Origin of the sequence: Campylobacter concisus (assembly GCF_002912895.1) — a bacterium.
Taxonomy (GTDB): domain Bacteria; phylum Campylobacterota; class Campylobacteria; order Campylobacterales; family Campylobacteraceae; genus Campylobacter_A; species Campylobacter_A concisus_G.
Genome location: NZ_POZX01000025.1, coordinates 1 through 11090, shown reverse-complemented (window position 1 = coordinate 11090; position 11090 = coordinate 1). Strand labels below are relative to the sequence as shown.

The 11090-nt window shown below is 36.3% G+C and carries 13 protein-coding genes; 8 read left to right on the top strand and 5 right to left on the bottom strand.

Annotated features, from left to right (window positions below):
- Window positions 1-27: 27 nt before the first annotated feature.
- From CYP51_RS03165 to CYP51_RS03155, 3 genes are read left to right on the top strand one after another with little or no spacing between them, the layout of a single operon-like run.
- Window positions 28-1020 carry a DctP family TRAP transporter solute-binding subunit gene (locus CYP51_RS03165; RefSeq protein ID WP_054197289.1) on the top strand — a complete coding sequence of 331 codons (993 nt, stop codon included), beginning with the start codon at window positions 28-30 and terminating at the stop codon, window positions 1018-1020.
- Window positions 1020-1562, top strand: a complete 543-nt coding sequence (locus tag CYP51_RS03160; RefSeq protein WP_054197290.1) for a TRAP transporter small permease — start codon at window positions 1020-1022, stop codon at window positions 1560-1562. Before CYP51_RS03165 ends, CYP51_RS03160 begins: the two co-directional genes overlap by 1 nt.
- A 10-nt stretch (window positions 1563-1572) precedes the next feature.
- Window positions 1573-2856, top strand: a complete 1284-nt coding sequence (locus tag CYP51_RS03155) for a TRAP transporter large permease (protein WP_103624348.1) — start codon at window positions 1573-1575, stop codon at window positions 2854-2856.
- Between the two features lie 25 nt (window positions 2857-2881).
- On the opposite strand, the gene CYP51_RS03150 is transcribed toward CYP51_RS03155, so the two are convergent.
- From CYP51_RS03150 to CYP51_RS03135, 5 genes are read right to left on the bottom strand one after another with little or no spacing between them, the layout of a single operon-like run.
- Window positions 2882-3934, bottom strand: coding sequence for a GGDEF domain-containing protein (locus CYP51_RS03150; protein ID WP_103624347.1), 1053 nt, complete (start codon window positions 3932-3934; stop codon window positions 2882-2884).
- Window positions 3927-5006, bottom strand: coding sequence for a GGDEF domain-containing protein (locus CYP51_RS03145; protein ID WP_258032777.1), 1080 nt, complete (start codon window positions 5004-5006; stop codon window positions 3927-3929). The genes CYP51_RS03150 and CYP51_RS03145 overlap by 8 nt, the downstream gene beginning before the upstream one ends.
- Before the next feature lie 46 nt (window positions 5007-5052).
- Window positions 5053-5211, bottom strand: a complete 159-nt coding sequence (locus CYP51_RS09765) for a hypothetical protein (RefSeq protein WP_054197293.1) — start codon at window positions 5209-5211, stop codon at window positions 5053-5055.
- A gap of 10 nt (window positions 5212-5221) precedes the next feature.
- Complete coding sequence (locus CYP51_RS03140; RefSeq protein WP_103624346.1) at window positions 5222-7066, bottom strand: mechanosensitive ion channel family protein; 1845 nt, start codon at window positions 7064-7066, stop codon at window positions 5222-5224.
- Window positions 7059-7703, bottom strand: coding sequence for a carbonic anhydrase (locus tag CYP51_RS03135; RefSeq protein WP_054197295.1), 645 nt, complete (start codon window positions 7701-7703; stop codon window positions 7059-7061). The genes CYP51_RS03140 and CYP51_RS03135 overlap by 8 nt, the downstream gene beginning before the upstream one ends.
- 170 nt (window positions 7704-7873) lie before the next feature.
- Between CYP51_RS03135 and CYP51_RS03130 the strand changes: the two genes are divergently transcribed.
- From CYP51_RS03130 to frr, 5 genes are all read left to right on the top strand, one after another.
- Window positions 7874-8572 (top strand): Bax inhibitor-1/YccA family protein, encoded by a 699-nt coding sequence (locus tag CYP51_RS03130; RefSeq protein ID WP_103600672.1) that lies wholly within the window; start codon window positions 7874-7876, stop codon window positions 8570-8572.
- Entirely contained in the window at window positions 8565-8948 is a 384-nt protein-coding gene (locus CYP51_RS03125; protein WP_103624345.1) for a thiamine-phosphate pyrophosphorylase, read from the top strand. The genes CYP51_RS03130 and CYP51_RS03125 overlap by 8 nt, the downstream gene beginning before the upstream one ends.
- A gap of 66 nt (window positions 8949-9014) precedes the next feature.
- Entirely contained in the window at window positions 9015-9344 is a 330-nt protein-coding gene (gene secG, locus CYP51_RS03120) for a preprotein translocase subunit SecG (RefSeq protein WP_021091090.1), read from the top strand.
- A gap of 2 nt (window positions 9345-9346) precedes the next feature.
- The gene (locus CYP51_RS03115; protein WP_103624344.1) at window positions 9347-10306 is read left to right on the top strand and encodes a polysaccharide deacetylase family protein; all 960 of its coding nucleotides are present in this window, start codon (window positions 9347-9349) and stop codon (window positions 10304-10306) included.
- The gene (frr, locus tag CYP51_RS03110; RefSeq protein ID WP_103624343.1) at window positions 10296-10853 is read left to right on the top strand and encodes a ribosome recycling factor; all 558 of its coding nucleotides are present in this window, start codon (window positions 10296-10298) and stop codon (window positions 10851-10853) included. The genes CYP51_RS03115 and frr overlap by 11 nt, the downstream gene beginning before the upstream one ends.
- Window positions 10854-11090: the final 237 nt, after the last annotated feature.

Genomic DNA, 11090 nt, shown 5'->3' with positions numbered 1-11090 from the left:
TAACAAAACCATTACAAAGGATAAAAGATGAAATTCTTACAAGCTTTACTTTTCACTTGTGCCATCAGTGGCTTAGCATTTGGTGCAGACAAGGTCTATACGATCAAATTTGCTCACGTTGTTGCAGCTTCTACGCCAAAGGGCAAGGCGGCTGACTTTTTTGCTAAACGTGCCGAGGAGCTAAGTGGCGGTAAACTAAAAGTTCAAGTCTTCCCATCAGCTCAGCTACTTGATGATGATAGAGTTTTTGGTGCGCTAAAGCTTGGCAACGTCCAAATGGCAGCTCCTAGTTTTTCTAAATTTACACCTATCGTGCCGCAGTTTCAGCTATTTGACCTGCCTTTCATCTTTAAAGATGCAGAGCACCTTCATAAGGTCCAAGATGGAGAGGTCGGCGAGGAGCTAAAAGGCCTTGTGACTAAGAAGGGCTTTGTGGCGCTTGATTACTGGGATGCTGGATTTAAGCATTTTAGCTCAAGCAAAAAACCAGTTCTTGTGCCAGAAGATGCAAAAGGACAAAAATTTAGAATCCAAAGCTCAAAGGTACTTGAAGAACAGATCAAAGTAGTTGGTGGCAACCCACAAGTTCTGCCATTTTCAGAGGTTTACTCTGCACTTCAACAAGGCGTAGTTGATGCGACAGAAAACCCACTTTCAAATTTCTATAACTCAAAATTTCACGAAGTTCAAAGCTCGCTTACACTTTCAAGTCATGGATATTTGGGCTATTTAGTCGTTATGAGTGATAAATTTTGGAGCAAGCTACCAGATGATCTAAAAGCAAATGTAAAACAAGCTCTAAGCGAAGCAACAGCTTTCGAGAGAGAAGAGACAGCAAAAGAGGACGCTCACGTCATAGCTGAGCTTGAAAAATACATCGCTGCTAGTAAAAAACTAGAAATTTATAAGATAGATGATACACAAAAGGCTGAGTGGCAGAAGGTTATGCAATCAATCTATCCTAAATTTTATGATGTTATCGGTAAAGACCTCATAGAAAAGACTCTTGGGACAAAATAATGAAGAGTTTTTTTAATGTCCTTGATATAGCGATAGCCTCACTAAATAAAACTATCGCAGTAGTTGGGCTCGCAAGTGGAACATTGCTAGCCTTTGCAAATGTTATGGCTAGATATTTTTTCGATAAAAGCTGGTCTTGGGCAAGCGAGCTATCAAACTATCTTTTTATCTGGTCGGCGTTTTTTGCCGCGGCATACGGCTTTAATAAGGGCATTCACGTCAGTGTAACTATTTTGGTGGAAAAATTTCCACCAGCGCTCGCGAAAGCATGCCTGCTCTTTTCACACATCTTAACAACTGTCTTTTTGATATTTATCGCAGTTTATTCGATTGATTATCTCAAAATTTTGCACGAGATCGAGCAGATGATAATAGACCTTGGCATACCTCAATGGGTCCCTATGCTAGTGCTTCCAATAGCCTTCGTCACAGCTAGCTACCGCTCTGCTGAAAAAGCTATCAAAGTAGCTCTAACTCCAGCAGCAAAGGTCGTAAGCAACGAAGCGCACGAGCTAGCTCATGGTAGCGTAGTCAAAGACTAAGGAGAAAAAGATGACAATAGCATTTTTATTTATCCTGCTTTTTGCACTGATGCTAATAGGCGTGCCAGTCGCGGTTTCGCTAGGCACAAGCACCGTTTTGACGATGATATTTTTTACAGACATAGACATCGCTACGATCCCGCAGCTCATATTTGATGGTATCAATAAATTTTCGCTAATGGCGATACCGATGTTTATCTTGGCTGGAAATTTACTAAGTAAAGGCGGCTCAGCAAGGCGTATCATCGACTTTGCAAAGTCTATGGTCGGACACTTGCCAGGTGGCTTGCCTATGAGTGCGATATTTGCCTGCATCATCTTTGCAGCGGTCTCTGGAAGCTCGCCTGCGACGGTTGTAGCCATTGGCTCAATTATGTTTGCAGCTATAAAAGAGGCTGGCTATCCAAAAGAGTACGCAGTAGGCGGTATAACTACGGCTGGCTCACTTGGAATTTTGATCCCACCTTCAGTTGTTATGATAGTTTATGGTGTAACAGCTGAGGTAAGTATTGGCAAGCTTTTTATGGCAGGCGTTGTGCCTGGTCTTATGCTTGGCGCTTTTATGCTCGTGCAGACCTATGTAGGTGCAAAAAAGCTTGGATTTAAAGCGACTAAGGCTGAGCCGCTTAAAGTAAGAGTGCAGAAATTTGCAAAAGCATTTTGGGCTCTTTTGATCGTTGTTGTGGTCATCGGCGGAATTTATGGAGGAATTTTTACTCCAACTGAAGCTGCTGCGGCAAGCGCGGTCTATGCGTTATTTATCTCGCTTTTTATCTATAGAGATATAAAGATAAAAGACCTTTGGGATATCTGCCTAGACTCAGCCCTTACAACAGCTATGATATTTTTCATCATCGCAAACGCCGTTGTTTTTGCATATTTGCTAACTAGCGAACAGATCCCTCAAGCGATCGCATCAATGATACTTGACGCAAATATCGGTATGATAGGATTTTTGATATTTGTAAATATCTTGCTCTTTATCATGGGTCAGTTTATGGAGCCTTCAAGCGTCATCATGATCATGGTGCCACTATTGCTTCCGATTTCAACGCAACTTGGCATAGACCCGATACATTTTGGCATTATCTTAGTTGTAAATATGGAGATAGGTATGGTGACTCCGCCTGTTGGACTAAATTTATTTGTCGCAAGCGGTCTTACAAATATGAACTTAAAAGAGGTCATCATGGCGTGCTTGCCGTGGACGCTGACTCTCTTCTTTGGTCTTATCTTGGTTACATATATACCGCAAATTTCACTTTGGTTGCCAAACCTAATGTATGGACATTAAAATTTAGAGGCTCTTGCCTCTAAATTTATCCTTTTGGATCGTAATCCGCACTCATAACGATATTTTTACCATTTCGCTTACCAGCATAAAGTAGATTATCAGCTTGTTTTATCATCTTTTCTAAGCTAAATTCTCCCGTACCATCATGAGCAACTACTCCAAAAGTCATAGTTGCGTTGATCTTTATGTTTTCAAACTCAACTATATTTTTACTCAAGCTCTCTCTAACACGCTCTACGATACTTACAGCTGCATCTTTTTTTACGCCCAAGACGACTGCTAAAAATTCTTCTCCGCCAAATCTAGCTACTCTATCTTTATCTCTAAATGTGTTTTTAAATATGCCTGATAAGCTTTTTAAAACAGCATCTCCTGCACCGTGTCCATAAGTATCGTTTATTTTTTTAAAATTATCAATATCACACATAACGATAGCAAAGTCCCTATTTTTATATAGATCGTTTTGACTTAAAATTTTCTGCATCGAAGTACGATTTAAAAGCCCTGTTAATGGATCGTGATTTAATATATTTTCAGCCATCTCTTTTTCCTCTAAGATGCTTAAAAATATAAATAAATTTGAGCTTTCCAAAAGGTACGAAACAATAACCGAGAATACGCAAACCATACTTAAGTTAAAAACAAAAAGTAGATCTTTAAAACCGCCAAAATCTTTTACAGGCTGTCCGTCTAAATATACATAGCAGACTATAGATAAAATTATTTGCACTGCAACTATTATGTAGTTAAAAAATTTATAGGTAAATGAAGTAAAAAATAGTATTAGTGACGACGCTAAAAACAATAACCCAAATCCATATCCCCATCCAAGTGTCAGCATACAAACTAATGCATGAAATAAAATTTCAAGCTGGACTATCAGCATTGTTATCTTGTTATTTTCAGGGCTATCGTAAATAAGCCTTAAAAGAAAAAGATAGGTTGCTACTGAAAATACATTCGTAACTGCTAGAATTTCTTCTTTCATAAATAAAAAAATAAAAAAATAACAGACGTGAGTTAATAATATTGAAAATATGATAATTTTTTGAGCCGTATAGAGTGAAATTCTACGCATCCAAGCCCTTTTTTAAAATTTCTAATTCGATGCGGTCTTTGCCATTTAGCTTTCCTTCATAAAGCAGCTTATCTACTAAAGTTATGGCTTGCTCAAAATTCACCTCAATACCATTTGCACATATTAGCATGCCAAAGGTCATAGTAACTGGAGTTTTATCTGGAAGTTTTGCGTTGTTTATCTGTTTTTTAAGCCTTTTGCTCACTTCGTGGATAAATTCTATCTTTGTATCGGGCAAGATTATCAAAAATTCTTCTCCGCCCCAGCGGCAAACATAGTCTTTACTTCTAAATGATTTCTTTAAAGCGCTAGCTACATCTTTTAAGACCTCGTCGCCACAGTCATGCCCGTATGTATCGTTTATTTTTTTAAAATTATCAATATCGCCTAGCATTATGACTAAATTTGTATTACCACTTCTTTCCTTATTAGCAACTAGTTCAAATCTTAAAGTTTTTTCTATTGTTCTTCTATTTAAAAGCTGCGTTAAAAAATCATGCTTTGAGTCCTTTTCAAGCTCTTCTGTCTCTTTTCTTATTTGCTGATATCCACTAGACGTGATAACATCTGCAAACATTGAAAGTCTTAAAACAATAAAAAAAGCAAAAACAATACTGCACACGACTATCGCCCCTCGTATAGCAGATGGGATCAGCGGTGCCTCATCTTTGTGAATAAAATAAAGAAGTATAAGCAAGATTAATTCTAAAAATGCCATTATATAAGTAAGACTCTTTGAATCAAACGCTAGGAAGTAGTTTATAAAAATTACACCAACAAGTATTATCCAAATTCCAGTATTCCAACCCATAGTAGTAACAATAATAGTAACAAGCAATATGATATTTAGGTGAAATGCTAGGGATATTAATACTCTATATTTTATGTCAAATTTTATTCTAAGCAATATTCCAGCTGCTATAAAAAATAAGCACATAAAAAGTAGTGGTGTAGCTATGATAATAAAAAGCAACAAAGATAGTGCATTTGCAGCTATCATAACGTCTAATATCGTTTTATAGATATCATCGATCGCTTTATAACTACTTTGATCTACAAAATCGTGTGTCAAACAAAACTCCCTGTAAATTTATTCCATTAAATTTCATTAAGTCATTCTAATAAGAGTCGTAACTATCCTCATCCTCGTCACTATCTTCGTAGTTGTAGTCATTTTCATCGTAATTATAGTCATAACTATCACTACTATCGTCATCATCGTCATTAAATTCAGAGTAGTCTTCTTCTACCTCTTCATAGTCAAAATCATCACTCATTGTTTTCTCCTTAAATTTTATCTTTGACACTTTCGATATACAAGCTTTGGCTTGGGAATGCGAAATTTAGACCATTTTGCTTTAAAATATCCATAATCTTTAGCATTACATCTTGCTTGACATCTAAAAACTCTCCCCAAACGATAGTCTTTGCAAAACAATAAACTAAGATATTTATTGAGCTATCTGCAAAATCATCAACCACGACAAATAAATTTGATTTATATCCAGCATAATCATCAACCGAAACTATACTTTGTCTATATTTTAGCCCTTTTTTCTTGGCTGTTATATCCTCGCTTTTAGCAATATCTGGATGATTTATCAACATAGTTTTTATGTCATCTACACATTTTTTGATCTCTTCTGTAGTTGGTCCATACTCGATGCCGATAACCATTCTTATGCGTCTACCGACTTTTCTTCTGCTCCAGTTTCTAACAGGATCGCTAGCTAGCTTTGAGTTTGGCACGAAGATAAGGGCGTTATCAAAGCTTCTAACAGTCGTTTTTCTAAATCCTATCTCAACGACAGTGCCCTCGATGTCGCCACAAACTATCCAGTCTCCTTGCGAAAATGAGTTGTCAAAGAGCATCATAACAGAGGCAAAGAAGTTTGCGATGATGTCTTTTGCAGCAAATGCAACAGCAAGACCACCGATACCAAGTGAGGCAATGAGCGCTGAGATATCAAAGCCAAGCTTTTGAAGGATCAGTAAAAGTGTGATGATTAGCACGATCACGTAGATGACTTTCAGTGCTAGGTTTATCACCTCTTTACGCTTGCTTTTTTGCGCGATCTTGTCGATTATTACTATGCCATAACCATTTAGGATGGTTAAAACAAGCCATGAAAATGCAACTATATAGACGATCGAAAAGATATTTGCTACCGTTAGAGGCACTGGCACTGGGTAAAATCCAATGCCGATACAGATATTTAGCGCATAGATGATAAGAAGTGCTGAGATCGGCTTTTTCACGATATCAACGATTTGATTTTTAGCCTCTTTTACCACTTCGCCTGAAGCGACGAGTGACATTAGCCAGTAGGTTAGTTTGGCTAAAATTCTAGTTAGCGAGACGAAAAATAAAAATATCGCAACGATAACAACGATCTTGCCGATGTTAAATTTGCTTGAATTTATGGCTATTGTTTTGTTTATGTACTCGACTGCATCGACTAAATTTAGCTCAGATAAGAGCATGCTTGAGCTTAGAAGATCGGCGTTATTTTTAAGGTAGGTTAAAATTTCTTCTTCGCTCTCTTTTTTTAGCTCAAGGTCTAAAAACGCGTTATCGTAAGAGCCTGAAGTGTCATTTAGTGAGTCTTTTAGATCTTTTATGCTTACATAAGAATTTGTCTGTAAATTTAAAAGCCCATTATCTATCACATCTTTTATAGAATTTGACTTCGCGCCCTTTTTAAAGATCTCTTCAAGGCTGACAAGCGCTGAGTAATAAGCAGAATCAACCTTCATCTTCTCAAGCTCGATGGCACTTTGGATGTAGGCATCTTTGTTTGACTGCTTCTCTAGTCTAGCTACCTTTTTTTCTAGCACTTCTTTTTGCAGATTAAATTTATTGATATCGCTTTGGGTTAATTCGATCTGCATGATATAGTTTGGTATCTTTTCTAAAAGATCGCTCTTTTTTTTGTGAAGGCTGGCTAAATTTGAGTTGTCAGCCTTTGAGTTATTCGTATCTTTTTGCTGTGCTTTTAAAATTTTTATCTGGCTGTTTAGGGTTTGGATTTGATTTGTTATGCTTATTATGTCTTCTTCTTGAGTTTTGTTACTCTCAGCCGCAAAAACAAAGGTAAAGCAAAGCAGGATAATGGCTAGAAATTTACGCATTTTCACTCCTTTTATCCGCTAAAAGTTTGAATGTGCCCTCTTTTAAATCGTAGCTGAAAATTTCACCGGTTTCTATAATGTAGTGCCAGCCATAAATTTGAAGATTTCCTCTTTCATACTCCTCTTTTACATTTGGATAGGTCATTATATTTTCGATTGAATTTATCACATTTAATCTCTCAGTTAGCCACGCCATCTTTGCTGGATCGTCGCTTGTAAATTTAAGCACTTCTCGCTTGATCGGCTCTATTAGCTTTATCCAATTTCTAACATTTGGCGTAGTTTTGAGCTTTTTTTCATCCATATAAAGCGCTGCACATCCGCCACAGTCAGAGTGCCCGCAAATAATGATATTTTTGATATTTAAAAGCTCTAATGCATATTCGATAGCAGAAGTCGTTGCCAAAAACTCTTCGCTCACTCTATAAGGTGGCACAATGTTTGCGATATTTCGCACCATAAAAAGCTCTCCCGGAAGGCAGTTTGTTATCAAATTCGGTACTACTCTTGAATCAACACAGGATATAAAAAGGGTATGTGGGTCTTGTCTATTTTGTAGACTTTTAAAGAGCTCTTCATGCTCTAAAAAGCCATCTTCCATAAATTTTACCGCACCTTCAAGTAGCGAGTCATCCATAGAAATTTATCTCCATTTTTTATATTTTTACGCGATTATAGCAACTTTTATTTAATCTAAAAAATACTTTAACATATAAATTTTTAACTAATATAATTTGTTAAAATTCTTTTTATTCATTGTTTAATTATTTTAGGCTAAACTCATTCAAAAATTCATAAGGAGATAAAATGAGTCTGTATGATAGGAACTACGCAAAACAAAATCAAGAAGAACTTGCGTATTCTCAAAGCTCACTAAGCACTTTTATAAAACAAACTTATCAACTTTTTGCAGCATCACTACTTTCAGCAACAGCTGGTGCTTATGTAGGTATTAGCATTGCTAGTGTTTTTGCGGCAAATAGATTTTTGTTCTGGGGACTTGTTATAGTCGAGTTTGCACTACTTTTTGGCTTAATGGCAGCTAAACGTAAAGAGGGATTAAATTTAATACTTCTGTTTGCATTTACTTTTATAAGCGGCCTTACGTTAACTCCGCTACTTTCAGCGATCCTTGCCATGCCAAGTGGAGCTGGTATTGTAGCTCAAGCATTTGGGCTAACAACAGTTGCTTTTGGTGCGTTAAGTGTCTTTGCAATGAATACAAAACGCGACTTTACAACAATGGGTAAAATGTTGTTCATAACCTTAATTGTTATTGTTGCAGCAGCTATTATCAATATTTTCGTTAAAAGTACAATGTTTCAACTTGTAATCGCAAGTATTTCATCGATCCTATTTAGCGCATATATACTTTTTGATACGCAAAACATTATCCGTGGAAACTACGAAACTCCAGTTGAAGGCGCAGTTGCTTTGTATCTTGATTTTGTAAATCTATTTACATCATTACTACAAATTTTAGGAATTTTTAATAGAAATGACTAAAGATGAGCGCATCTACCGAGTAATAGATGCGAATCTAAATAGGCTAAAAGAAGGGCTTCGTGTCGTTGAAGATATAAAAAGATATGTCTTTGATGACGCTAAGCTCTCCTACAAAATAAAATCCCTCCGCCACAAAGCAAAGATACCACAAAAAAAATTTTTAAAATTTAGAAATTCACAAAACGACGTTTTGAAAACTAGCACAAAAAGCGAGCAAATAAGATCAAATTTGGACGAGATCGTCACTGCAAATTTCAAACGCGCACAGGAAAGCGCTCGCGTACTTGAAGAGTGCTTTAAGCTCGTAAATTTAGAACAAGCCGAGCTTTTTAAAGGCATAAGATATGAGCTTTATGAGCTTGAAAAAGAACTTTAACTAAAAATTTAAATCTTTTCTTGTATAATCGCAACCAATTATTTTTAAAAATTTAAAGGAAATTTCGTGAGTTTAATATTTTTGATCTTACAGTTTGCTCTAGCTGTCATCATAACTATCGCTGTTTTACTTCAAAAAAGCTCATCTATCGGACTTGGGGCATATAGCGGAAGTAACGAGAGTCTTTTTGGAGCAAAAGGACCAGCTGGATTTTTAGCTAAATTTACTTTTATTGTAGGTATTTTATTTATCTTAAATACACTTGCACTTGGATACTTCTACAATAAAGATCTAAAACGCTCTATCGTTGATAGCGTCGATAGTAAATCTCTAGTCATACCAAAGTCAAACGACGTACCATCAGCTCCTAGTGCACCACAAACTCCAGCAAAATAACAATGATAAAAACACTTTTAGCGTCATTCTTGGCGCTAACATTTGCTTTAGCAGATGCTCATATTTTAGTCTATCATCGCTTTGATGATCCAAGACATACAAGCACTGATATTTCTATTAAAAATTTAAGAGAGCAGTTTGAATATTTCAAAAATAATGGCTATGAAGTCGTTAAACTTTCAAAGTTAGTCGATGCTGTAAACGCTGGCGAGCCGATCCCTGATAACTGGATCGTTATCACCGTTGATGATGGATACAAAAGCTTTTACAATAACGCTCTTAGCGTATTTAAAGAGTATAACTACCCATTTGCTTTGATGGTCTATGTAGGGGCAAGCGCGAACAAATATGGTGATTATTTAGATTTTGATCAGATTAAAGAACTTGAGGCTTATGGCGAGATTGGGTACCACTCGTACGCTCATCCAAGGATGACAAAACTTAGCGATGAGGCATTAAGGGAGGACTTTCAAAAGGGCGTTGAGACCTTTGAAAAACATATGGGCTATAAGCCAAAATTCTTTGCAGTACCTTATGGTGAGATCGATAGTCGAGTCGTAAAACTTGCAAAAGAATTTGGTTTTTTAGCGCTTTTAAATCAAAACTCAGGTGCGGTTTCAGACAAGAGTGATGTTTACGATCTTTATAGAACACCAGTAATGAATGGTACCAAAATAGCACTAACTTTTAATAGCAAATTTTTAAATGCCCGGTGGATATTTCCGGATAGCTATCCACAAAATAATGCAATAGACAAACTCATTATAAAAACTGATACAAATGCTAGCGAAGGTAGTTTTTTCATGACTGGCTTTAATGGCTTTAAAAAGGTACCTATGACAAATGGTGTTTTTGAGTGTAAATTTAACCCACCACTCGATAAACGCAAAGTTTTAATATCTCTAAAAGTAGATCATCAACGAAGTACAAAACTTCTAATAAAGGATATCAATGCTAAATAAAATTTACGAAACACAAAAAGAAGGCTGCGAGAAGGCAATAGCTTCATTAAAACGTGACTTTACAACGCTTAGAACGGGCAAGGTAAACATTAATATCGTAGATCACGTAATGGTTGATTATTACGGCTCGCCAACCCCGCTCAACCAAGTAGCCACTGTGCTTACAAGCGACGCTTCAACTATCACTATCACGCCTTGGGAAAAGAGCATGATAAAAGCCATATCATCAGCTATCCAAGCAGCAAATATCGGCGTCAATCCAAATAGTGATGGTGAGAGTGTCAAGCTATTTTTTCCACCTATGACCGTCGAGCAACGCCAAGAAAATGCAAAACATGCAAAATCAATGGGAGAAAAAGCCAAAGTTAGTATAAGAAACGTAAGAAAAGATGCAAATGATGAAGTAAAAAAACTTGAAAAAGAAAAAGCTATAACTGAGGACGAGAGCAAAAAGGGACAGGATGAGGTTCAAAAGATAACTGACACCTACACTGCAAAAATCGATACTCTTGTAAAAGAGAAAGAGGCTGAGCTTTTAAAAATCTAAAATTTTTAGAAATTTTTCCTTATCTAGCTACTTTTATGTAGCTAGATATTCTCTCAAAATAATATTTCAGAAAAATATTTATCAGCAAGTAGTTTAATTTTTTGTCTGTTGTGCTTTTACCTATTAAATATAAATAGAACCTAGACTGCATAAAACATAGCCACCACTTTGTCTTTAAGCTATTTCCATGGATTGCTTTAATTTAAATTTTTATTTTGGATGTGTATTACAAATATT

Coding starts and splice junctions, on each gene's coding strand:
- CYP51_RS03165 (WP_054197289.1), top strand. CDS start 28: ATGAAATTCTTACAAGCTTTACTTTTCACTTGTGCCATCAGTGGCTTA.
- CYP51_RS03160 (WP_054197290.1), top strand. CDS start 1,020: ATGAAGAGTTTTTTTAATGTCCTTGATATAGCGATAGCCTCACTAAAT.
- CYP51_RS03155 (WP_103624348.1), top strand. CDS start 1,573: ATGACAATAGCATTTTTATTTATCCTGCTTTTTGCACTGATGCTAATA.
- CYP51_RS03150 (WP_103624347.1), bottom strand. CDS start 3,934: ATGCGTAGAATTTCACTCTATACGGCTCAAAAAATTATCATATTTTCA.
- CYP51_RS09765 (WP_054197293.1), bottom strand. CDS start 5,211: ATGAGTGATGATTTTGACTATGAAGAGGTAGAAGAAGACTACTCTGAA.
- CYP51_RS03140 (WP_103624346.1), bottom strand. CDS start 7,066: ATGCGTAAATTTCTAGCCATTATCCTGCTTTGCTTTACCTTTGTTTTT.
- CYP51_RS03135 (WP_054197295.1), bottom strand. CDS start 7,703: ATGGATGACTCGCTACTTGAAGGTGCGGTAAAATTTATGGAAGATGGC.
- CYP51_RS03130 (WP_103600672.1), top strand. CDS start 7,874: ATGAGTCTGTATGATAGGAACTACGCAAAACAAAATCAAGAAGAACTT.
- CYP51_RS03125 (WP_103624345.1), top strand. CDS start 8,565: ATGACTAAAGATGAGCGCATCTACCGAGTAATAGATGCGAATCTAAAT.
- CYP51_RS03115 (WP_103624344.1), top strand. CDS start 9,347: ATGATAAAAACACTTTTAGCGTCATTCTTGGCGCTAACATTTGCTTTA.
- frr (WP_103624343.1), top strand. CDS start 10,296: ATGCTAAATAAAATTTACGAAACACAAAAAGAAGGCTGCGAGAAGGCA.